The sequence below is a fragment of the Neorhizobium sp. JUb45 genome (assembly GCF_004343585.1).
GTDB lineage: Bacteria > Pseudomonadota > Alphaproteobacteria > Rhizobiales > Rhizobiaceae > Neorhizobium.
In genome coordinates this window covers 221,304-244,268 of record NZ_SLYW01000003.1, presented here as the reverse complement: position 1 = coordinate 244,268, position 22,965 = coordinate 221,304, and the positions used below count along the sequence as shown (strand labels likewise).

The following is a 22,965-nucleotide window of genomic DNA, read 5'->3' as shown; positions in this document are numbered from 1 at the left end:
CCCGTCACCAGACCCGCGCAAGCGTCGTGATACATTGTCACGGCCGTATTACGCAGTTCAGGGGTTTTTATGTGGCGTGCGATTGAAACGCTCGGTGTGGGCAGACTGGCTTATCTTCACTTTGAAGACGCCGGGAGCTGCGATTGCCTGGGCTATGTAAATGCGTCCGGCAAGGCCGAATGGCCGGACGCAATCAAGGGATTGCGCCCGAATGGCTGGTGTGACGCCAGCGAAATGCTGTTTCTCAGTGCCGAAGCGCGGCTTTATCCCACGCAACTTGCTTCGTAAGTCATTGTCTCAGCGGGAGGCCGCTGGTCAATCCTCTGGCGCGAGGCCGTCAAACACTTCCAGCATGGCGTCGACAATGGCCTGTCCCAGTGCATTGCCGGTTTCGGCGATCTTGTCGTCCTGCATGTCGCGTGCGGCCAGTGCCAGATTGCCGCCCTGCTCGGCGACGATTGCCCGCGCCCGTTCGATCGCCCATTGAGCAAAATCGGCGCGTGTTTCGATGGTGACGGTTTCCATTGAAAAATTCTTCCGGTTTATCTTTCGTTGAGGATTTGCAGGCAATAAAGCCCCTGCGCGTTTTTTGTATTGCGTACGCGCTACCTTCTCCTGCCGACAGGCGCAAGCTTTGTGCCGCCATGTCGTGTGCAGTTTTCATCTCTTCCAGCGATCCGTTCTGACCGACATGCGTGTTGACGCATGATTGCGCGCCGATGTCTCGATCAGGCTTCTCAAATGCAAAATGGCCGGATTTTACTCCGGCCATCTGGTTGTCGATGATGATAGCTGCCGTTTTATGCGGCGCGGCTGTAGCCGTTGCGTGATCCATCCGAAGCACCGCCGAGACGGAACTGCGCCAGCAACGCCTTCAATGCCGATGCTTCCGAAGCCAGACCATGGCTTGCGGCCGTCTGTTCCTCGACCATGGCGGCATTCTGCTGCGTGCCCTGGTCCATCGTGTTGACGGCGGTGTTGATTTCCTGAAGGCCTGTCGACTGTTCGCGCGAGGCGGTGACGATGGCGGCGATATGGCCGTTGATCTCCTGAACCTCGGCAGCGATCGTTTCCAGCGCCTTGCCGGTTTCGCCGACGAGAGTGACGCCCTGTTGGACCTGCGAACCGGAGGTCGTGATCAGCGCCTTGATTTCCTTGGCGGCATTTGCCGAACGCTGGGCCAGCTCGCGGACTTCCTGGGCAACGACGGCAAAACCCTTCCCGGCTTCACCGGCACGGGCTGCTTCGACGCCGGCGTTCAGGGCGAGAAGGTTGGTCTGGAACGCGATGTCGTCGATGACGCTGATGATGTTGGAAATTTCCGACGAGGACTGTTCGATGCCGCTCATTGCGCGAACAGCGTTGCGCACCACATTGCCGGACTGCTCGGCATTGTCGCGGGTACGGTTGACCAGACGGCCGACTTCCTCGGCGCGACGTGCCGAATCCTTGACGGTCGTGGTGATCTCTTCCAGAGCCGCTGCGGTTTCTTCCACCGAGGCTGCCTGCTGTTCGGTGCGGCGGGCAAGATCGTCGGCCGCATGGCGGATTTCGCTGGCGCCGGCATCGATGGCGCGGGCGTTGTGACCGACCTTGGTCAGGGCGGCATTGAGCTTGGTGATCGAGCCGTTGAAGTCTTCGCGCAGACGATCGAGGTCGGCAACGAAAGGTGTCGAGATGCGATATTCGAGATCGCCATCCGACAGATGGGCAAGACCCTTGGCCAGCGCATCGACGGCAAAGCGGACATCGGCACTGTTGCGGGCTGTGACGCGTTCGCGCTCGCTACGTTCCTGTTCGGTGAGCGAACGGTTTTGCTCGGCGTCGGATTCCAGACGCAGACGTTCGCGTGCATTGGTGCGGAACACGGCAACGGCCGCTGCCATCGAACCGATTTGGTCGGTGCGGCTTTCACCCGGAATGGCGACATTGAGGTGACCACTGGCCAGCTCTTCCATGGCCGCCGTCATCTGCGTGACCGGCCTGACGACAAGGCTGCTGAGCAGAGTGGCGAGGAAGCCGATCATGGCGGCGACGCCGAGAAGGGTAGCGATGGTTGCCGCGATGCGAAACTCGCCGATCGAGGCATAGGCGGTCTCTTCGTCAACGACGAAGCCGATGCTCCATTCCGCGCCGGGCAGGCCGGCGACGGGCAGGAAGCTGACGAGTTTCATTTCACCGGCCGTCTGCGCTTCGGAGATCGTGGTGGACATGGCGGGCGCGGTGCCCTGGAAGAGTTCGCCGATGGTCTTGTCGATCATCTTGGCGTCCGGGTGGATCAGGATCTTGCCGGCCTTGTTGACGAGGAAGGCATAACCCTTCGGGCCGGCATCAATGGACTTGATGGCCGTGACCAGCGATTCCAACGAAAAGTCGCTGCCGGTGACGCCGACCAGCTTGCCGTTGACCATGACCGGCACGGCGGCCGTGACGTTCAGTTGGCCGGTCGATGCGCTGATATAGGGTTCCGTCAGCACCGGGCCGCCGGTCGCAACGACGCCCTTGTACCAGGGACGCTTGCGCGGATCGTATTCGGCGGGCATCGCCATGTCCGGGTACTGGATGAAGATGCCGTCTTCGCCGCCGAAATAGGTGGACAGAAACTGGCTGGCAAGAACGGGGTTGTTCAGCACAGCCATCTTGGCGGCATTGGTTTCGGCCTTTTCCATACCCTTGGCCACGGTGTCGGTCAGCATGACGCGGCCGCCGAGCCAGTTGGAAATGCTCTGGGCCGCCTGCTTGCCCGAGGAATCCATGTTGTGTGCAACCGACTCGGCCACAGCAGCGCGCTGAAGACTGTCGATATACAGTGAAAAGCCGGCAAACGCGGCAACGACGACAAGAGACGCGGCAATGAGAATGCGCGTCATCAGATTGGTTTTCTTGGACAAGCAGAAGTTCCTTGGGCGACGGAGAACGACGGGGGAATTGACTGTTGGGCATGCCCGCTCGGGCTCGGTCGCAACGCCTCATGCGCGCGGTGCCAGGAAATCTGCACTGCGGCGGAGAGAACGGTATTCAGTTTAAATTTGAATTAAAGAAGATGAAAATGTATCAGGCCAAGAAGGCCCGGTCGTCGAATTCGATTCTATTGTCATGTGCCCGACATCAAGTGCTTCTTCTGGATTGTAGAAGTGGCCGGATTATTACGACTATTGGCTGTGGTGGCGTCGGGTGGGCGATGCCCCCTGAAGTCTAGATACTGCCTGCCGGCATCGCCGCGCGGCGCAGCAGCATGCCAAAAAGATCGCGCGGCTCATCGGGGTCGGCAACAAGGTCGAGTTTTTCAAAACCGTTGCCGCCATGCAGCTTGTCATAGACGTAGCGAAGTGCCGAAAAGTCCTCTGTTGCAAAGCCGACGCTGTCGAACAACGTGATCTGGCCGTCGCTTTCCCGGCCTGTCTTTTGCCCGACTACCACCTGCCAGAATTCCGTGACCGGATAGTCGGCGGGCAATTGCTGGATTTCTCCCTCGACGCGCGTCTGCGGCGGATATTCGACGAAGATCGATGCGCGCAGCAGGATGTCCCGATGCAGCTCGGTCTTGCCGGGCGAGTCGCCGCCGACCGCGTTGATATGCACGCCGGGGCCAATCATGTTGTCGGTCAATATGGTGGCATTGCGCTTGTCGGCCGTGGCCGTGGTAATGATCTGCGCGCCTTCGACCGCTTCTTCGGCAGATCGGCATGATGTGATGGTCAGGCCGAGACCGGAGAGGTTTTTGCGGCAGCGTTCGGTGGCGGATGGGTCGATATCGTAGAGCCGCAGTGTGTCGATGCCGAGAAGTGCCTTGAAGGCCAGCGCCTGAAACTCGCTCTGGGCACCATTGCCGATCAGGGCCATGGTGGTTGCGCCCTTGGGTGCCAGATATTTTGCGGCAATGGCGGAGGTGGCTGCGGTGCGAAGCGCCGTCAGGATCGTCATTTCCGACAGAAGCAGCGGATAACCGCTGTCGACATCCGACAACACGCCAAAAGCGGTCACGGTCTGGCGGCCGCTGCGGGTATTTTTGGGGTGGCCGTTGACGTATTTGAAGGCGTAAAGTTTTCCGTCGCTGGCCGGCATCAACTCGATCACGCCGTCGCGCGAATGCGAGGCGATGCGCGCCACCTTGTCGAACAGTTCCCAGCGCCGGAAATCCTCCTCCACATAGGCCGCCAGTTCGCGAAGGAAGGCTTCCGTACCGGTCGTGAGCACGAGATCCATCATGTTCTCGACGCTGACGAAGGGGACGATGTTGAGGTTCTGTTCGGCAGTCATCAGTAACTCCTCGTCGGGCGATCCATGACGGTGCGGCCCATCAGGCTGGCGGTGAGATCGACAAGCAGCGTGGCGGTGCGGCCGCGCTCGTCGAGGAAGGGGTTGAGTTCGACGAGATCGAGACTGCTGACGAGGCAGCTGTCATGCAGCATTTCCATCACCAGATGCGCCTCGCGAAAGGTGGCGCCGCCCGGAACCGTGGTACCAACGGCGGGCGCGATCGCCGGGTCGAGGAAATCGACGTCGAGGCTGACATGCAGAAGACCGTTCGCGGCCTCGACCTGTTCGAGAAAGCGACGCAACAGCACGGCGACACCGTGTTCATCAATGGTGCGCATGTCGTGAACGGTAACACCCGTCTGCTTGATGGCCTTGCGCTCGGCCGGATCGACGCTGCGAATGCCGATCATGCAGAGGTTTGCCGGATCGACCGGATGAGAGAGCGGCGGGAAATAGCCGTCGAAACCGGCACGACCGGTGTAATAGGCAACCGGCAGGCCATGAAGATTGCCGCTGGTGGTGGTGTCCAGCGAATGGAAATCCGTATGGGCATCGAGCCAGAGCACGAAGAGAGGGCGCCCCAGTTCGGCTGCACGCCGCGCCACACCCGGCACCGTTCCGGCAGACAGCGCGTGATCGCCGCCCAGAAAGATCGGCATGCCTTTGCTGCTCTCGTGATAGGCGACTTCGCTCAACAGCTGCGTCCAGGCGACGATCTGCGGCAGGTTGCGCAGCGCGGGGTTCGGGTGATGCACATCCGGCACGTCATCGATCGCTACATTGCCGATATCGGTGACTTCGTGACCAAGGTCTTCCAGCGCCGTGCGGATGCCGGCGACACGCAGGGCGCTCGGCCCCATTTCGCAGCCAAGCCGCGATGCGCCGTCCTGAAGGGGGATGCCGATCAATCTGCAATGCATGTTTTTACTCCGTTGAATGGAAAAGATCATGGCAGGCTGGCAGATTGAATAGATATATTTGCCAAAAATATCGAAATGGCTTTCCATTTCGGCAGCATGATTTATCAATCTGCACATGGATGAATTCGATCACAGACTGGTGACGCTTTTGCGTCACGACGCCCGCCGCAGCATATCCGATCTTGCCGCCGATCTGAAAACATCGCGGGCGACGGTGCGTGCGCGCATGGAAAAGCTGGAAAAGAGCGGCAACATCATCGGCTACACCGTCATCCTGCGGGCTGACACAGTGGAACTGCCGGTGCGTGGCATCATGATGGTGGAGATCGAGGGGCGTGTTGCCGATCGCGTCATTCAGGCGCTGGGCGGTTTTCCGGAGATTTCCGAGATCCACACGACCAATGGACGCTGGGACCTGATCGTCGAACTTGGGACGGCGACATTGGCGGATTTCGACAATGTGCTGCGCCGGGTGCGACTTGTGCCGGGCATAACCGCGAGCGAGACGAACCTGTTGCTGGCGACGCCGAGGAGCACCAAGGCGCGGTTGTGATTGGTCTGAAAATGAAATCGGCCGGACTGCGTAACAGTCCGGCCGGCACGGTATCTGTAGCGATTTAGAACTTCTTGGTAACGGAAACGCGGAATGAACGGCCTGTTTCGCTGAAGAAGTCCCTGGAAGCCAGCGCCGTGCCGTCAGGAACGTCGATGGCGTTGTAGTACTTCTTGTCGAAGATGTTGAAGATACCGGCCTGAATTTTCAGGCCCTCGATCTGTTCCGGCTGCCACCAGAAGGTCGTGTCCACCAGACCGTAACCCGGTGCCTTGAAGCCGGTGCCGCTGGTCTTGTTGCGCGCCGACGCCATGGTCAACGACACGTCGGTTCCCCAGGTGTCGGTAGAGTAACCAAGACCGGTGATGGCGCGAAGCGGGGCAACGGAATTCAGGTACTGATTGGTGTCCGTATCCTTGCCGTGCGACCAGGCGAACGAACCCCATGTCCGCCAATTATTGGCAAACTGCCATTCGCCGGCAAGTTCGATACCGTAGATGCGGACGCGGTTGAGATTGTCGTATCCCAGAATGCCTCCGACCGGGAAATCTCCGCCGGGCGGTGCAAGGGTTACCTGATCGATGAAGTTACGGTAGTAATTGTTAAAGACGGTGGCCGAGATGCTGTAGTCGGTCGCCTTGTAGTTGGCGCCGATTTCAAAGCCGTTGCTGGTCTCGGTTTTCAGGTCGGGGTTGCCGATGCGGGCGTAGGAGCCCGGTGCGCCATAGGTCTGGTAAAGCTCGGTGACGCTGGGTGCACGAAAACCCTGTGACCACTGCGCAAAAAGTTCCAGCTCGTTCGTTGCCTTGAAGGCTGCGCGCAGCTTGGGCGAGAAGCGGGAATCGCTGGTGCCTTCCAGATAATCGGTGTCGAACAGAGGGCTGCTCTGGTAGGCGGCCGTGTTCTTCGGCGAGTGCTCGTAATAGTCGAAACGCAGGCCAGGGGTGATGGTCAGACGATCATCGAGGAACTTGATGTCGTCTTCGACATACATGCCGAATGTGACGCTATCGACGTCGGGCATATCTGACGAATTCGAGTGCAGCATGCGGCAGCTTTGCGGGCCGAGGCTGGTGCCGCCGGGCACGATATATTGCGGAACCGTGGACCAGTCGACATCTGGGCAATTGTCGACGCCTGCGGAATACTGGTGCGTGTCCTGCCAATAGATTTCGCCACCGAAGCGGAACGTGTTGGACAGGCCGCCGAGATCCACTGCCTTGGATGCGTTGCCGCTCAGACCGTAGCTCGTTTGCTCAAGCTGGTTATCACGCTGATAGACACCGGTGGGCAGGCCATAATAGAGCGCTGAACCGCTGGCCGTGCCGGCGTAACCAATGCGTGGGATAGCAGGGATTGCAGGCAGGGCGGCACGGCCATCCTGAAGACGAAAACCGTCGGTCGTGTTGTTCATCGTCTGCTTCTGCCAGTAGCCAACGATATTGGCCTGATCGAGCCAATCGCTGTTGTCGGGCGAGATGAAATCGTAAGATGCCGAAAGGCGCTTGCGATCTACCTCTTCGCCCGATTGCAGCGAACCCGGCTGATATGACGATGTCGTGCCGCGCATGTTGCTGTAATCTTCGTCGCGATTGAAGATTTCACCGGTCAGGCCGAAACGATGGCCGCCATCGAGATACTGGTGCAGCTTTACAAGAATGTTGCGCTGGTCGAAGTCACCGGGGTTCTGTTCCGTTCTGGTGCTGCCATATCCACCGATCGTGCCTTCATTGCCGGTCTCGTTACCCTTCTTGTAGCCGCCCTGTACCAGAAGCCAGGTATCGTTGAAGCGGCCGGCAACGGCGGCATTGTTGCCCCAGCTTTCGTCGCCGCTGTCATAGGTGCTCTTGACCACGGCACCCCAGTTCTTCTTGCCGTCGATCAGGTCTTCCGGGTTGAGCGTCTTCAGTTCGACAACGCCGCCGAGCGCGCCCGAGCCATAACGGCTGGAATCCGTTCCCTTGGTAATGTCCACAGCGGACAGGCTATCGAAATCGAACGAGTTTACGCCGCCTTGTGCAGAAGAGCGCGGATCGACGAGCCACGGAACGCGGATGCCGTCCAGCGTCGTGAGGACGCGATCGTTCTGCAGGCCGCGCAGGTTGATGCTGTTCGTCTGGCTGTTGAAGTTGACACCGGCATCCACACGCCGAGCAAAATCCTTGAAATCGGTGACCATGCGCTGCTGGATGACCACCCGATCGGTGCGCTGGGTGAGGGGCGACGCCGGGGCGTCCGCAATGCCGCCGCCTTGGCCCTGAACGACGATCGGTCCAAGCTGGGTCTCAGCCTGTTGTGTGGTGTCCTGAGCCAGCGCTGTAACTGTTGCGCACATCACCGACACCATGGCCGTGCTGCAAATGAGAAGGCGCGATCTGAAGAGTTTCGACTGCATTGTTTGCCCCAAAATCGAAGTGATTTCCCCGCTGGAAACGTTCGTCCCTAGCTAGGAAAACATTCGTCAATGAGTCAAGTTTGAATCTGACTAAAATACTCATGTTTATTGATTGCATGATAAGTGTCACTATTCTGCCATTTATCAACAATCACGCAGATGCGTGTTTTCACCTCCAAAACGAAAAAGCCGCGACACACATCGGTGCCGCGGCTTTTTGCTGTTCGCTTTTTAAAAAGCTTATTGCGGGGTCAGGTCGAAGCCGAACCACTTTTCCGAGAGCTTCTTGACGGTGCCGTCCTTGATGGCAGCGGTCAGCGCTTCGTCGAACTTGGCCTTCAGCGCGGTGTCGCTCTTGCGCAGGCCGACCGAGCTGCCGGCGCCGAGGAAGCCGCCCTGGAAACGCGGGCCGACGATTTCCATCTCGCTGTTGGTCGGCTTTTCGACGGCCTTGATGAGATAACCCATCGACGCCATGATCACGTCAACGCGGCCCGACAGAAGGTCGAGATCGTGCTGTTCGGTGGTCTTGTATTCGCGCTTCTCGACCGTGTCCGACAGGTATTCGTCGATGAAGCGGGCGCCGATCGAGGCGCTCTGCACGCCGATGACCTTGCCCTTCAGGAGCGGCTTCAGCTCTTCGACGGCCTTGCGGGCGCCGGCTTCGTTGGTGGTCAGCGAAAACAGCGCATCCTTCAGCGGCATTTTCGACAGGTCGCTGTCCTTCAGCGTCGCAAACGCCTGGCCGGTGCTGCCGTAGGAGATCGAGAAGTCGATGACTTCCTTGCGCTTGTCGGTAGCCGACATGCCGGCCATGATGGCGTCGAACTTGCCGGCGTTAAGGGCAGGGATCATGCCGTCGAATGCCTGGGCAACGATCGTGCACTTCAGCATCATGCGGGCGCACAGATCATGCGCCAACTCGACGTCGTAACCATCGAGCGTGCCGTCCGGCTTGGTCAGGTTATAGGGCGGGAAAGCACCTTCGGTGGCGATGGTGATTTCCGTCTTTTCCTGCGCGAGAGCGCCGGTTGCAAGTGTGAGGGCTGCGAACGTGCCGGCAGCCAGTGTTTTCAGAAATGTCATTTTGTTCCCCGTCTCCTTGTTGGGTATCTTTCAGTCTTCAACCGCTGATGAACTTGCGAAAACGTTCCGATTGCGCATTGGTGAACATCTCCTGCGGGCTGCCCTGTTCCTCTATCGCGCCCTGATGCAGGAAGATCACCCGGCTGGAAACGTCGCGGGCAAAACCCATTTCGTGGGTGACGACAAGCATTGTGCGGCCTTCGTCGGCCAGCGAGCGCATGACGCGCAGAACTTCACCCACCAGTTCAGGGTCGAGCGCCGAGGTCGGTTCATCGAACAGGATCACTTTCGGGCGCATGGCGAGCGCGCGGGCAATCGCCGCACGCTGCTGCTGGCCGCCGGAAAGATGGGCGGGGTAATGGTTGCGCTTGTCGGCAATGCCGACCTTTTCAAGCAGCGCCTCGGCTTCGGCAATGGCTTCCGCCTTCGGGCGCTTCTGCACATGGATCGGTGCTTCGACGATGTTTTCGATCACCGTCTTGTGCGACCAGAGATTAAAGCTCTGGAAAACCATGCCGAGTTCCGAGCGGATGCGCTGCACCTGGCGGCGATCGACGATCTGGCCACGGCCTTTCGCGTCATGCTTCAGAGCGATCTTTTCGCCAGCGACGCTGATGTCGCCGGCATCAGGCGTTTCCAGCATGTTGATGCAACGCAGCATGGTCGATTTGCCGGAGCCGGAAGAGCCGAGGATCGAGATCACTTCGCCTTCATGGGCGGTGAGATCGATGCCTTTCAGCACTTCTGTCGGGCCAAAGCTCTTGCGCAGGCCACGCACTTCGATCGCCGGCGTGGTGGTGATGTTGGACATGACGGTCATCTCGTTTCTCCTGCGGCAACGGGCGGCAGGACAGGCGCCTGCCGCAGATGCGGGCTGAGGCGATATTCGATCAAGGCGACGATGCGGATCAGCAGAAAATTGATGGCGAGATAGATCGCGCCGGCAACGATGAAGACCTCAATCGCCCTGTAGGTTTCGGAAATCAGCTTGGCGGCCACGCCGGTTATTTCCATGATGGTAATGATCGAGGCGAGCGAGGTCGCTTTCACCATCGAGATGATTTCATTGGAATAGGCCGGCAATGACTGGCGTATGGCAAGCGGCATGACGATGCGGCGAAACACCATAAAACGCGACATGCCGGAAGCGCGGCCGGCTTCCACCTGACCGTGCGGGACTGACAACAGCCCGCCACGGATGATTTCGGCGGAGTAGGCTGCCGTGCACAACATCAGTGCGATCACCGCGCACCAATAGGGATCGCGCAGGATGAACCAGAACATGCTGCGGCGCACTTCGCGGAACTGGCTGAGGCCGTAATAGATCAGAAAGATCTGCACCAGCAGCGGCGTGCCGCGGAAAATGAAAATGTATGCGCGGGCGAACCAGTCGAGCGGCGCAATGCCGGAGAGACGGCATAGAGCCAGACCAAGCGCGAGAACGGTGCCGAGCGCCACGGATGTCGCGGCCAGTTGCAACGTCGTCGGAATGGCCGAGACCAGCGTGACGAACGTCTCGTAGAGAAAAGCAAAATCCATCAGCCCCTCCGAACGCCGCGGGTGAACCGCTTTTCGCCGAATTGCAGCAGCGCGCCCGACAGGGTCGAGATGGCGAGATAAATGATGGCGGCGATGAAATAGAAGTCGAAAGGCCGGCCGGTGGAGCCGGCGCCGATCTGCGACTGGCGCAGCAGTTCAACCACGCCGGTGATCGATACCAGCGCGGATTCCTTCAGTACCACCTGCCAGACATTGCCCATGCCAGGCAGCGCGTGGCGCAGCGTCAGCGGCGCAATGATGCGGCGAAAACGCAGAAAGGGCGACATGCCGCAGGCAATCGCCGCTTCCAGTTCGCCGCTATGGACCGCCTTGTAGGCGCCGCGAAACACTTCCGTCTGCTGTGCGCCGGAGGTGACGCCAACCGCAAGTGCGCCGGCCAGAAAGCCGGGGAAGCTGATGAAGCCGCTTGCACCGAACAGGTGGCCGATTGCCGAAATGACCGTGCTGCCACCGAAATAGAAGAGATAGATGACAAGAAGATCGGGAATGCCGCGCAGCACTGTCGTATAGGTGCCGGCAACGCCGCGCGCGACAGGTCCGCCGGCGATTTTGGCCCAGGCGCCCAATGCCCCGAACACCATGCCGATGGCATAACCCGCCAGCGCGATCAGGATCGTCATCAGCGCGCCGGCGGCAAGGGCAGGGCCCCAGCCATCCGGGCCACTGCCCAACAGATCGAAAAGCGAGGGCTGTGTCATGCAGCGTCCTGAGCGGGCGGCAGCGGTGGATCGACGTCATCCGGGATCGGGTTGACGAAGGGCGTGCCTTCCAGCCGGTATGCAAAATCAGCCTTGGCCTCGGCGATTTTTTCCGGATGCGCAAACAGGTCGGCGGCAGTGGAAGCCATGACCTTGGCGGCATGCGCCATGCCCTTGTGGGCTGCCGGCAATTTGCCCTGGGCGACCAGCTGCCAGGAATGGCCGGGCGTGCCGATCGCATAGGTCGCGCCGCGCACCTGCACGGTCGGAACCACCCAGCTGACGGTGCCGACATCGGTGGAGCCAACGATCGATGTGTCACCGCTTTCCGGCGGAAAGATCACGTCGCAGAGCGATACGCCGGGACGCGGCTTGAGGCCAAAGCGCTGGAACGAAGCCTTGATGTCGGCCGGCGTGAACGTCTTCTGGAATTCGGCGGCCTTGGCGCGATCCGCGTCGTCGAAATCCGGCAGGCCGATACGCTCGATATGGCTGTGCATCAGGGTTTCCAGCGGCGTGTTGCCGACCAGATTGGCATCGCCGCTGATAATCTCGCTTCTTACCGTCGTGCCGGTCATCTTGGCAGCTCCGTCGGCCACGTCCTTGACGCGGTCCACCAGTTCGAGAAGGTCGGGAAGATCGCGGGCACGCACAAGGTAGCGCACTGTGGCGCGCGCTTGCACCACGTTCGGCGCGTGGCCGCCGGTATCGGTGACGGCGTAATGCACGCGTGCGCTCGACGGCATGTGTTCGCGCAGATAGTTGACGCCGACATTCATCAGTTCGACGGCATCAAGGGCGCTGCGGCCCAGATGCGGCGTGGCGGCGGCATGCGAGGCGCGGCCGGAGAAATGGAAATTCAGCTCGTTGCAGGCCAGCGACACCGGATTGTTGACGCCGACAAAAGCGGCCGGATGCCAGCAGATGGCGATATCGACATCATCGAACACGCCGGCCCGGACCATGAACCCCTTCGACGATCCGCCTTCTTCCGCCGGGCAACCGTAGTAACGCACGCGTCCGGGAATGTTGTTGGCGGCGAGATAATCCTTCACGGCGGCGGCGGCCAGAAGCGAGCCGGAACCGAGCAGGTTGTGGCCGCAGCCATGGCCGTGGCCACCGGCGACAAGCGGGCTTTCTTCGGCAAGGCCGGCCTGCTGGCTGAGGCCGGGCAAGGCATCATATTCACCGAGAATAGCGATTACCGGGCCGCCTTCACCCGCTTCGCCCATGAGCGCCGTCGGCATGCCTGCGACATTGCGGGTGATGCGGAAACCTTCGGCCGCGAGCTGTGCCGCGTGCGCGTCGGACGACGAAAATTCCTCGTAGTTGACTTCCGGCGTGTCCCAGACCTGATCGCTCAAACGAGCGTAATCGGCGGTCTTTTCATCGACCAGTTCCCATACGGCATCGGAGTTTTTCATGCGCGGTATTTCTTTTATTAACAAAATTGGTACCAATCCTATTGACGGAATAACATTTGCGCAACATGTATTTTTGATTGTTTCTTAAGCAGAAATGCGGGGTTTCAAAGGTAGGTGATGACAGGCTCTCTCACGGTGACCGAGGCGGAAGATGGGCAGGACGCGACCCAATTGATCCTGCAGGACATCCAGGCTGGCCATTATGCTCCCGGTGTCTGGCTGAAGCAGATCGATCTCGAAACCCGTTATGGTCGCGGCCGCAATGAAATCCGCCGCGCACTGGACCGGCTGGCATTAAAACGCGTGGTCGAGCATGTTCCCAATCGCGGTTATCATGTCTATCGCACCGATGGCAGGCAGGCCGAGGATATTGCCGAAATCCGCATCATGCTGGAAACCGGTATCGTGCCGAGAGTGATCGCCCGGTCGAGTGATGCGGATGTCGAAAACCTGCGCGCTTTGGCGGTTCGCTTTCAGGAGTTGACGCTTTCGGGCACGCTGCTCGAGGTCTATGAGGGCAATCTTGCCTTCCACCGGCTGTTCGTCGATCTTTCCGGCAATGAGGAGCTGAACGGCGTCATTGCGGAATTGCGCCAGCGCACCTCATCCGCGCCTGTCTCGCAGTGGCATACGAGGGCGCGGGTGGATCAGTCAGCGCTTGAGCATCACCAGATGGTCGATGCTTTGCAGGCGAAGGATGAGGCCGTGTTGAAACGGCTGGTCGAGCAGCACATCCGACAGAAATAGCGCCGTAACTCCTACCGGAAATTGCCGACAAAAGCTTCTACATGCAGCGCTCGTGAAGGTGCGTTTTCGCCGCCGAGAACCAGCATGCCGCCGCTGAGATTGGCGACCGGGCATGAATGGTTGGGGAGTATGAGCACAGGCGTTCCGACTGCGGGGCGTTTGCCGCTCCATTCCAGAAACGCGTGTTCTTCGGAAAGTTTTGCCACCGACATCGGCTCATCCTGACCGATCATCCAGGCTTCGCCGAAGGATTTTGTCGCCGACGTGCCATGTGCACCCAGATCGGAAGACAGGGTTTTCGAGCCGACATTGGCAATGGCGTAATGATCGTTGACGGCGATAATCTGCGCGGCGACGCCGAGCGCCAGATTGTTGCGGTCCACCAGCCCAAGCCTCACTGCGGTAAGGTCGTAAAAGACATAATTGCCGGGCCGTACTTCATCGATGCCGTCGAAGCCGGCATTGCTGACAATGGTCGGCGTGCTGCCCACGGAAACGCGCGGCACATCAAGGCCGGCCGCCTCTAACTGCTTGCGTAGCGCGGACATGATGGCGCGTTCGCTTTCGGCAATCGCGGTGATGGCAACGGCATTGCCGGCGCCATAGGCATGACCGGCATGCGAAAGCAGGCCGGCGAAGGCGAGGTCGGAGCTTTTGTCGATGGCGGCCGCAATCTCCAGAGCCGCGCCGCCATTCGGGTCCACACCGCAGCGATGCAGGCCCACATCGACCTTGATGAAGACCGTCGCCTTTCGTCCTGCCTCTTGTGAACCCGCAACAAGCGCTTCCACGGTCTCGTGGCTATCGGCAACAAACCGGATGTCTTCGGCGCTCGTTGCCTCCCGCAGCAGACTGGCGATCGTCAGCGGATTGAGAAGCGGGTAGGCGATGGTGACGGGAAAAAGACCGTCGCGCAGCAGCATGGCCGCTTCATAGGGGCGGGCGGTGGTGAAGCCTGCCGCGCCGTTCTGTTTTTGCAGCCGGGCGATCTCGAGGCTCTTGTGGGTCTTGATATGCGGATGCAGTGCCGCACGCCCGCCGATCAGAGCGGCCATGTCCTCGATATTGCGGTTGAGGACGGCCTCGTCGATGACCACGCGTGGTTCATTCAGTTCGGCAAATCCCACGAAGCGTGTGGTGAGATCGAGAGGGGTGTTGATCGAGGAGGCGGGATTTGCGGGCATGGCGAACCTTGAAGGCGATCGGTGTGATCGAAGCGTGATTGGAAACCATTAGCGGCGATCGGGTCGATCCGCCATCCTCGTCTTGCGCGCAAACCATTCCGGTTTCCAAAGGGATGCGTTAGGCTCTCCGCACACGATTGAATGGGAGGAGCCAAACGCGTGGATCAGCATAATCAGAACAGTGTTTCCCTGGGCGAGCTTGAGCGCTTTTGCCATTCGGTGCTCATCGCCTGTGGGGCGAACGAGGCCACGGCAGATGCGGTCACAAGAGCGATGATGCATGGCACGCGCCACGGCGTGGATAGTCACGGCGTGCGGCTTCTCGATCATTATGTCAGGGCGCTGGAAGGCGGGCGCATCAACAAGAACCCGGACCTGAAGGTCGCCAATGCTTTCGGTGCCATCGAAACGCTGGATGCCGGCGATGCGCATGGGGCGCTTGCCACTTATACGGCCATGGATCACGCCATCGCACTGGCGGCGCACTTCGGTATCGGCGCTGTCGGCATTCGCAACAGTTCGCATTTCGGGCCGGCCGGCGCCTATTCGATAGAGGCCGCGCGGCAAGGGTTTATCGGTTTCACCTTCTGCAATTCCGACAGCTTTGTTCGCCTGCATGGCGGCGCGCAACGTTTTCACGGCACCAATCCGATTGCCGTGGCGGTTCCCTCCGCGGGAGAGAATCCATGGTTGCTCGACATGGCGACAAGCGCGGTCCCCTTCAACCGCGTGCTTCTTTATCGCAGCACAGGTACAGAGCTGCCGCAGGCCGTGGCATCCGATTCTGCGGGCATCGACACGCGGGATGCGGAAGCGGTGGACATGCTGGCACCGCTCGGCGGTGAATTCGGTTTCAAGGGTGCCGGCCTTGCCGGTCTCGCGGAAATCCTCAGCGCGGTCGTGACCGGCATGCGGCTCAGTTTCGATCTGCCGGGCATGATCTCGTCGGACATGGCGACGCCGCGCGGGCTCGGTGCCTTCGTCATCGCCATCAAGCCGGATGCTTTTGGGGATCAGGCGACATTCGATGCCGGCATGGCACGGTATCTGGACGTGTTGCGCAATTCCCCGGCAAGGGAGGGGCAGCATGTGATGGCGCCCGGTGATCGTGAATGGGCTGTGGCTGCCGAGCGGGAAAAGGCCGGCGTGCGGATCGATCCGGCGACGCGGGAAGCATTTGCCGCCCTTGGCGAGACATACGGCGTGACGCTGCATTTCAGCTAACTCGTATTGCGACATGCGAGCATAAGCGGCGCGTTTGGCCCGCTTATGCTTCGGCCCGTCCTGCCGCATATATGGACCACTATAGGAACTGCCCCATTTCTTTATAAAATATTGACATCTGCAAATTGGTCAGACAATCTGACCACCAGCGCCGCGGAGGAGGAACTGTCGGCGCCGGGAGGACATCAATGTTTGTGGCTCTGGAGCCGCGCCGCCTTTACCGGCAGGTCGCGGAGCAGTTGCGTGCGCTTATCGAAACGGGAGAGCTGCCGGCTGGCGAGCGTCTTCCGGCGGAGCGCGAGCTTGCGGAACGGCTGGGTGTGTCGCGCCCGACCGTGCGTGAAGCCTTGATCGTGCTCGAGGTCGAGGGGCTGATCCAGATCCGCATGGGATCGGGCGTTTATGTGAACCGCAAGCCGGGCAAGAATACCGTTCTGCCGGCCGATGACAGCGATGGACCGTTCGAGCTTCTGCAGGCGCGTTGCTTGATCGAAAGCGCGATTGCCGAAGAGGCGGCGCGTGTGGCGCGGCCTGAACATATCGCCGTGCTGGACGCGCTTCTGGCCGAGATGGCAGGTTCGCTCGAAAATTCGCATCAGGCGCTGGCGATCGACCGCGCCTTTCATACCGCCATTGCCGACATCATCGGCAACTCGGCCCTCAATCGTTTCACGGGCCTGATCTACGACCGCCGTCTGTCGCCCTATTTCGAAAAGCTCGCCAGCTATTTCGAGGGGCCGCATACCTGGCAGAAGGCACTGGAGGAACATCACGTCATTCGCGACGCAATCGCTGCCGGTGACCCGGAAGCGGCGCGCCAAGCCATGCGCGAGCATCTGACACGCTCGCAGAAGAGATTCTCGGAAAGCTTCGGAGAGGAGCCGCCAAGAGAAGACTGATCCGACCGCGAGGAGGCGGCGGATCTTTATCGCACATATCTGAAATCACTCGGGAGGAGAGCATGACATTCAGGTTCAAAACGCTGCTGGGAGCAGCGGCAGTCATCATGGCATCGTCGCTGACCGCGCAGGCGCAGACCGCGCTGAAATGGGCGCATGTCTATGAGACATCCGAACCCTTCCACACGGAATCCGTCTGGGCTGCAGGGGAAATCGCCAAGCGCACCGAAGGTCGTTACAAGATCGACGTCTTTCCGGCATCGCAGCTCGGCAAGGAAGCCGATATCAACCAGGGTCTGAAGCTCGGAACGGTCGACATGATCATTTCCGGCTCGAGCTTTGCCTCGCGTGACTACAAGCCGATCGGCGTCACCTATTTCCCCTATATCTTCCGTGATCCGGCGCATCTGATCGCCTATACCAAGAGCGATGTCTTCAAGCGGCTTGCCAAGGGGTATGAGGACAAGACCGGCAACGTCATCACGGCCGTCAGCTATTACGGCACCCGCCATACGACCTCGAACAAGCCGATCGCGAAATGCGAAGATCTCAAGGGCGTGAAGATGCGCGTGCCGGACGTGCCGGCCTATCTCGCCATGCCCCGCGCCTGCGGTGCCAACACCACGCCGATTGCCTTCGCCGAAGTCTATCTGGCGCTGCAGAACGGCACGGTGGATGCTCAGGAAAACCCGCTGACCACGATCGAGGCGAAGAAATTCTTCGAAGTGCAGAAGAATATCGTCCTGTCCGGCCATATCGTCGACCACCTCAACACGGTCGTGTCCAAGAGCCGTTGGGCAAGCCTGTCCGATGAAGACAAGAAGATCTTCACCGAGGTGATGCTGCAGGCCGCCGAGCGCACCACGAAAATCATCGAGGAGCGTGAAAAGGCGCTTGTCGACGATTTCAAGAAGCGTGGTCTGAATGTTGTCGAGGTCGACAAGGCCGATTTCGAGAAGAACGTGCTGGAAAAGGTGACGTTCGAAGAGTTCGGCTACCAGAAGTCCGATTGGGAAGCCATTCGCGCCATCAAGTGATCCCGTTTGGCGCGGTCGAGGAAGGCCGCGCTTAGCTGAAGAAAGACCCCTCCCAACCCTCCCCACAAGGGGGAGGGCTTAACCCGGCCGACCAGCCGAACCTCCCTTGAGGCAAGGCGGTTGCGGCAGGTTTTCTCCCCCCTTGTGGGGGAGATGGCCGGCAGGCCAGAGGGGGCTTTCATCATCCGCGACCGCTCACCAGCAAATGGGATGCATGAATATGTCAACGCAGCCGGAAATTCGCACTCAGGTCACGCCTGAGGAGCTTGCGCATACCTTCGACGAAGCCCCGATCGACGTAAACCTGAAAATCTATGCCTTCGAGGACTGGGTGACTCTTGCCCTGTTCTGGGCAATGACGGGCTGCGTCTTCCTGCAGTTCTTTACCCGCTATGTGCTCAACAACAGTTATGCATGGACCGAGGAAATCGCCGTCAACTGCCTGATCGGCGTGGTGTTTCTGGGCTCGGTCATGTGCGTGCGCATGTCGCGCCATATCCAGGTGGATGTGCTTTACCATTACCTGCCGGCGCATATCACCCGCATAATGGCGACAGCCGTCGATCTCATCCGCATCGGTTTCTTCGCCTACGGCTCATGGCTGATGTGGCGTTACATGGAGATCGTCGAGGGTGAGGAAATGGTCACCGTCCAGCTTCCCCGCAACATCGTCTTTTACAGCGTGCTCGTCGCCTTCGTGCTGATGCTGCTGCGCTCCATCCAGGTTTTTGTCGCCAATATGCGTCGCGGTTATTCGGTGCTGGAACGCCCCGAAGAATTCCAGAGCGCCGAGGGTTGATATCATGCTGCTTCTGATCGGTTCCTTTCTGCTTCTGATGGTGCTCGGCCTGCCCGTCGCCGTGTCCATGGCCACCTCGTCGGTCCTCTACATCGTCTTTTACGGCGTCGCGCCCGACATTATCGCAGCCCAGCGGCTGATTGCCGGCGTCGAGAGCTTTCCGCTTCTGGCCGTGCCCTTCTTCATCCTCGCCGGCAACCTGATGAACTCGGCCGGCGTGACTGGCCGCATCTATTCCTTCGCGGTCGCGCTGGTCGGCTGGATGAAGGGTGGTCTGGCGCAGGTCAACATCATCGGCTCTGTGGTGTTTTCCGGCATGTCCGGCACCGCGCTTGCCGACGCCGCCGGTATCGGCACGATCGAAATCAAGGCGATGAAGGATCACGGTTATCCGGTCGAAGCCGCCGTCGGTGTGACCGCCGCCTCTGCAACGCTTGGGCCGATCTTTCCGCCATCACTGCCCTTCGTCATCTACGGCATGATGGCCAATGTCTCGATCGGCGCGCTGTTCATGGCCGGCATCGTGCCGGGCGTGGTCATGACCGTGCTGATGATGCTGACCGTCGCCGTCTTTGCCTATGTGAAGCAGTGGGGTTCTGACACCCCGTTCAGCCTGCGCAACATTTTTGGCGCCTCGCTGGAAGTGCTGGTGGTGATGATGGTGCCGATCGGCATCTATCTTCTGACGCTGGTCGGTCTGTCGCTCAACCTGTCGATCCTGATCGTGCTGGTGGTTCTTCTTGCCTGTGACTGGTACTTTGACTTTTCCGCCGTCATGGCGCTGATGACCCCGGTCATCCTGATCGGCGGCATGACCATGGGTTGGTTCACGCCGACGGAAGCGGCTGTTGCAGCCGTTCTGTGGTCGCTGTTCCTCGGCCTCGTGCGCTACCGCACGATGACGATGAAGTCGCTGGCCAAGGCGACCTTCGACACGATCGAAACCACGGCCTCGGTTCTGTTCATCGTGGCGGCGGCCTCGGTCTTCGCGTGGCTGCTGACGGTCAGCCAGACGGCGCAGCTGCTGTCGACGGCGATCACCAGCCTGACCGACAGCAAGTGGGTGTTCCTGATCCTCGTCAATCTGCTGATGCTGTTTGTCGGCTGCTTTCTCGATACGATCGCCGCCATCACCATTCTGGTGCCGATCCTGCTGCCGATCGTGCTGCAGTTTGATATAGATCCGGTTCATTTCGGTCTGATCATGACACTGAATTTGATGATCGGTCTGCTGCATCCGCCGCTTGGCATGGTGTTGTTCGTTCTGTCGCGTGTCGCCAAACTTTCGGTAGAGCGCACGACAATCGCCATCCTGCCCTGGCTGGTGCCGCTGCTGGTCGCACTGGTGCTGATCACCTTCATCCCGGCCATCACCCTGTGGCTGCCGACCGAGATGGGCCTGATCCGCTGACCAATGCCGCCCGCGCCGGAGGAGGGCGCGGGCCACTCACGATCTGATTGTGCTGAATTCGGATATCAAGGGACATGACGCATGAGACATACATGGCGATGGTTCGGACCGGTCGATAAGGTGACCGTGCAGGATGCGGCGCAAGCGGGGGCCAAGGGCATTGTCAGCGCCCTGCATCACATCCCGACCGGTGATGTCTGGCCGGTGGATGAAATCGCCAAACGCCACGCGGAAATCAAGGCCGGTGGCCTGTTCTGGGATGTGGTGGAAAGCGTGCCGGTGTCGGAAAACGTCAAGACCCAGACGGGAGACTGGCGCACCCACGTCGCCAACTGGCAGGAAACGCTGCGGCGTCTGTCGCAAAGTGGCATCCGCACGGTCTGCTACAATTTCATGCCGGTGCTGGACTGGACCCGCACCGATCTGCGCTGGGAAACCCGCCACGCCGCCCGCGCCATGCGTTTCGATCTCACCGATTTCGTCGCTTTCGATATCAACATCCTGAAACGGCCGGATGCTGCCTCTGACTATCCGGAAGCCTTGCAGGATGCCGCTGCCCGGCGTTTTTCCGAAATAAGCGATGCCAAGATTGCTGCACTCGGCCGCAATATCGGCGCCGGCCTGCCGGGTTCGGCGGATGGCTACACGCTCGACCAGTTGCTGGAAAAGCTGCGGACCTATCAGGGCATCACTGCACCAAAACTGCAGACGCATCTGATCGATTTCCTGAGCGAAGTCGTGCCGGTCGCGGAAGAGGTCGGCATCAACATCTGCGCCCATCCGGATGATCCGCCGTGGCCGCTGCTCGGCCTGCCGCGCATTCTCTCCACCGAGGCCGATTACGCCTATATTCTCGATACGGTTTATAGCCGTGCCAATGGCGTGACGTTGTGCTCCGGTTCGCTCGGTGCACGTGCCGATAACGACCTGCCGGCGATTGCCGAACGGTTTGCCTCGCGTATCCATTTCGTCCACCTGCGCAATGTCACGCGCGACGAGGACAGCCTGCCATGCTCGTTTTACGAAGACGAACATCTGGAAGGTGGCACGGATATGGTTGCCGTCATCGCAGCGCTGCTGAAGGAAGAAAAGCGGCGGCGCGACGACGGCAGGGAGGATCACGAAATCCCCATGCGTCCCGACCATGGTCAGGAAATTCTGGATGACGTGACGCGTGGCGCCCAGCCCGGTTATCCGGCGATCGGCCGTCTCAAGGGGCTGGCCGAATTGCGAGGTATCGAGCGGACGCTCCTGCACGCCGACTACGGCATGCGGTGACGCCATGACACGGCTCTCATCCTCGACCATTCTTCCCGCAAACGTGGCGGTGCCGGCCTATGACCGCACGGTGCTGAAACCCGGTATCGTCCATATCGGGCTTGGCGCCTTTCACCGTGCACATCAGGCGGTTTTCACCCAGCGCGCGCTGATGAGCACGTTCGGGCCGTGGGGCATCGTCGCCGTCAACCTGCGATCGCCGGAACCGGTCGCGGCAATGGCAGCGCAGGACGGCCTGTTCTCCGTCATCGTGCGTGGTGAGGGGGATGATGCGGCGGAAGTCATCGGCGTCACGATCGATTGGATCTGTGCCGCAGACGACCGCGCCAAGGTGCTGGCTACCCTTGCCAGCGAAGAGATCCGTATCGTCACGCTGACTGTGTCGGAGAAGGCTTATGGTCTCGACCCGGCCAGCGGTGGACTGGACATGGCGCATTCTGCGGTCGCCGCTGATCTCGCCAATCCGCACGAACCTGTCGGCGTTTTGGGCTTTCTCGTCGAAGGGCTGGCGCTGCGCAAGACGGCGGGGCTGCCGCCTTATACCGTTCTCTGCTGCGATAACCTGCCCTCCAACGGGCATATCGTTGAACGCCTTGTGCTGGAGATGGCAGAGCGGCGTGACCCGGCATTGGCGACGTGGATCAGGGAGAATGGTGCTTTCCCCTCCAGCATGGTCGATCGCATCGTGCCTGCCGCCACCGATGAAACACGCGAGCGTGCGCAAAAACTGCTCGGTGTCGAGGATGCTTTGGCCATCGAGACCGAAGCCTTTATGCAGTGGGTGATCGAGGATCGGTTCGTATCCGGTCGACCGCAATGGGAAGCGGGCGGCGCGCTCTTCGTCAAAAATGTCGAGCCGTATGAAAAGATGAAGCTGCGGCTGCTCAATGGTTCCCACACGCTGATCGCCCATCTCGGCATTTTGCATAATCTGGAATATGTGCGCGATGTGATGGCGGTGCCGGCGCTGAGGGCATTGGTTCAACGGCACATGAAAGCGGTGCTGCCGACGCTCGATCCGGTGCCGGGTATCGATCTCAACGCTTATACGGATCAGCTGATCGCCCGCTTTGCCAATCCGGCGATTGCCCATCGCAATGTGCAGATCGCCTCGGACAGCAGCCAGAAACTGCCGCAACGCATTTTTGCGCCGGCAGCGGAAGCATTGGCGGCGGGTGGTGATGCGACCGAGTTTGCCGATGTCGTTGCCGCCTGGATTGCTGCGGTCACCAAGCGGATGGATTGCAACGATCCACGTCGAGAGGAAATTCTCGGCGCCGCACGGGCTGGCGATGCTGCCGATCCTTCCGCACCTTTCTTTGCCATCGACGGACTGTTCCCCGAGACGCTGGTCAAGGCGCGTGGCTGGCGGGATCGGGTCAATACCGAGCTGGCAAGATGGCAGCGTTGAAGGAATAGATTTCTAATTTTTGTCGGTATATCAGGTCTGGGACCTGTGCATCCACGCGGTCGATTGCCTATATAGCCTT

Annotated in this window: 21 protein-coding genes; 10 read left to right on the top strand and 11 right to left on the bottom strand. The window is 60.0% G+C overall.

Annotation, left to right across the window (positions count from 1 at the left end; all coding sequences use genetic code 11):
* Nucleotides 1-69: 69 nt before the first annotated feature.
* Nucleotides 70-288: a hypothetical protein gene (locus EDF70_RS13695; RefSeq protein ID WP_132274286.1), complete on the top strand. Its 219-nt coding sequence runs from the start codon at nt 70-72 to the stop codon at nt 286-288.
* Nucleotides 289-315: 27 nt separating this feature from the next.
* Here the strand turns inward: EDF70_RS13695 and EDF70_RS13690 are convergent, their stop codons facing one another.
* The 4 genes from EDF70_RS13690 to rocF all read right to left on the bottom strand — a co-directional run bounded on the left by EDF70_RS13690 (nt 316) and on the right by rocF (nt 5,180).
* Nucleotides 316-525: a hypothetical protein gene (locus EDF70_RS13690; RefSeq protein WP_132274284.1), complete on the bottom strand. Its 210-nt coding sequence runs from the start codon at nt 523-525 to the stop codon at nt 316-318.
* Between the two features lie 275 nt (nt 526-800).
* A complete protein-coding gene (locus tag EDF70_RS13685) occupies nt 801-2,891 on the bottom strand; it encodes a methyl-accepting chemotaxis protein (RefSeq protein ID WP_132274282.1) in 2,091 nt (696 codons plus the stop codon).
* A 304-nt stretch (nt 2,892-3,195) separates the two neighbouring features.
* Nucleotides 3,196-4,260, bottom strand: coding sequence for an ornithine cyclodeaminase (locus EDF70_RS13680; RefSeq protein ID WP_132274280.1), 1,065 nt, complete (start codon nt 4,258-4,260; stop codon nt 3,196-3,198).
* Nucleotides 4,260-5,180: an arginase gene (gene rocF, locus EDF70_RS13675; protein WP_132274277.1), complete on the bottom strand. Its 921-nt coding sequence runs from the start codon at nt 5,178-5,180 to the stop codon at nt 4,260-4,262. Before rocF ends, EDF70_RS13680 begins: the two co-directional genes overlap by 1 nt.
* Before the next feature lie 115 nt (nt 5,181-5,295).
* Here rocF and EDF70_RS13670 point away from each other — a divergent pair, with 115 nt between their 5' ends.
* The gene (locus EDF70_RS13670; protein WP_132274274.1) at nt 5,296-5,733 is read left to right on the top strand and encodes an Lrp/AsnC family transcriptional regulator; all 438 of its coding nucleotides are present in this window, start codon (nt 5,296-5,298) and stop codon (nt 5,731-5,733) included.
* A gap of 64 nt (nt 5,734-5,797) precedes the next feature.
* Here EDF70_RS13670 and EDF70_RS13665 read toward each other — a convergent pair whose 3' ends face one another.
* The 6 genes from EDF70_RS13665 to EDF70_RS13640 form a co-directional block, all read right to left on the bottom strand.
* On the bottom strand, nt 5,798-8,128 hold the full coding sequence (locus EDF70_RS13665; RefSeq protein WP_132274271.1) for a TonB-dependent hemoglobin/transferrin/lactoferrin family receptor: 2,331 nt from the start codon (nt 8,126-8,128) through the stop codon (nt 5,798-5,800).
* 240 nt (nt 8,129-8,368) lie between these two features.
* Entirely contained in the window at nt 8,369-9,214 is an 846-nt protein-coding gene (locus tag EDF70_RS13660; protein WP_132274267.1) for a transporter substrate-binding domain-containing protein, read from the bottom strand.
* A gap of 37 nt (nt 9,215-9,251) precedes the next feature.
* Nucleotides 9,252-10,034: an ATP-binding cassette domain-containing protein gene (locus EDF70_RS13655; RefSeq protein ID WP_165932027.1), complete on the bottom strand. Its 783-nt coding sequence runs from the start codon at nt 10,032-10,034 to the stop codon at nt 9,252-9,254.
* Entirely contained in the window at nt 10,031-10,753 is a 723-nt protein-coding gene (locus EDF70_RS13650; protein ID WP_132274264.1) for an ABC transporter permease, read from the bottom strand. The genes EDF70_RS13655 and EDF70_RS13650 overlap by 4 nt, the downstream gene beginning before the upstream one ends.
* The gene (locus EDF70_RS13645) at nt 10,753-11,472 is read right to left on the bottom strand and encodes an ABC transporter permease subunit (protein ID WP_132274262.1); all 720 of its coding nucleotides are present in this window, start codon (nt 11,470-11,472) and stop codon (nt 10,753-10,755) included. Before EDF70_RS13645 ends, EDF70_RS13650 begins: the two co-directional genes overlap by 1 nt.
* Nucleotides 11,469-12,896 (bottom strand): M20 family metallopeptidase, encoded by a 1,428-nt coding sequence (locus tag EDF70_RS13640; protein ID WP_132274259.1) that lies wholly within the window; start codon nt 12,894-12,896, stop codon nt 11,469-11,471. Before EDF70_RS13640 ends, EDF70_RS13645 begins: the two co-directional genes overlap by 4 nt.
* A 117-nt stretch (nt 12,897-13,013) precedes the next feature.
* Between EDF70_RS13640 and EDF70_RS13635 the strand changes: the two genes are divergently transcribed.
* Nucleotides 13,014-13,643: a GntR family transcriptional regulator gene (locus EDF70_RS13635; protein ID WP_132274256.1), complete on the top strand. Its 630-nt coding sequence runs from the start codon at nt 13,014-13,016 to the stop codon at nt 13,641-13,643.
* A gap of 11 nt (nt 13,644-13,654) precedes the next feature.
* On the opposite strand, the gene EDF70_RS13630 is transcribed toward EDF70_RS13635, so the two are convergent.
* Nucleotides 13,655-14,827 (bottom strand): alanine racemase, encoded by a 1,173-nt coding sequence (locus EDF70_RS13630; RefSeq protein ID WP_132274254.1) that lies wholly within the window; start codon nt 14,825-14,827, stop codon nt 13,655-13,657.
* A 159-nt stretch (nt 14,828-14,986) separates the two neighbouring features.
* Between EDF70_RS13630 and EDF70_RS13625 the strand changes: the two genes are divergently transcribed.
* The 7 genes from EDF70_RS13625 to EDF70_RS13595 all read left to right on the top strand — a co-directional run bounded on the left by EDF70_RS13625 (nt 14,987) and on the right by EDF70_RS13595 (nt 22,886).
* Nucleotides 14,987-16,051: an Ldh family oxidoreductase gene (locus EDF70_RS13625; protein ID WP_245519163.1), complete on the top strand. Its 1,065-nt coding sequence runs from the start codon at nt 14,987-14,989 to the stop codon at nt 16,049-16,051.
* 188 nt (nt 16,052-16,239) lie between these two features.
* The gene (locus tag EDF70_RS13620) at nt 16,240-16,950 is read left to right on the top strand and encodes a FadR/GntR family transcriptional regulator (RefSeq protein ID WP_132274248.1); all 711 of its coding nucleotides are present in this window, start codon (nt 16,240-16,242) and stop codon (nt 16,948-16,950) included.
* A 62-nt stretch (nt 16,951-17,012) separates the two neighbouring features.
* A complete protein-coding gene (locus tag EDF70_RS13615; protein ID WP_132274246.1) occupies nt 17,013-17,987 on the top strand; it encodes a sialic acid TRAP transporter substrate-binding protein SiaP in 975 nt (324 codons plus the stop codon).
* Nucleotides 17,988-18,201: 214 nt separating this feature from the next.
* Entirely contained in the window at nt 18,202-18,786 is a 585-nt protein-coding gene (locus EDF70_RS13610) for a TRAP transporter small permease (protein ID WP_207908253.1), read from the top strand.
* 4 nt (nt 18,787-18,790) lie between these two features.
* Entirely contained in the window at nt 18,791-20,197 is a 1,407-nt protein-coding gene (locus EDF70_RS13605) for a TRAP transporter large permease (RefSeq protein ID WP_132274243.1), read from the top strand.
* 81 nt (nt 20,198-20,278) lie between these two features.
* Nucleotides 20,279-21,475: a mannonate dehydratase gene (gene uxuA, locus EDF70_RS13600; protein ID WP_132274240.1), complete on the top strand. Its 1,197-nt coding sequence runs from the start codon at nt 20,279-20,281 to the stop codon at nt 21,473-21,475.
* A 4-nt stretch (nt 21,476-21,479) separates the two neighbouring features.
* The gene (locus tag EDF70_RS13595; RefSeq protein ID WP_132274237.1) at nt 21,480-22,886 is read left to right on the top strand and encodes a mannitol dehydrogenase family protein; all 1,407 of its coding nucleotides are present in this window, start codon (nt 21,480-21,482) and stop codon (nt 22,884-22,886) included.
* Nucleotides 22,887-22,965 lie beyond the last annotated feature (79 nt).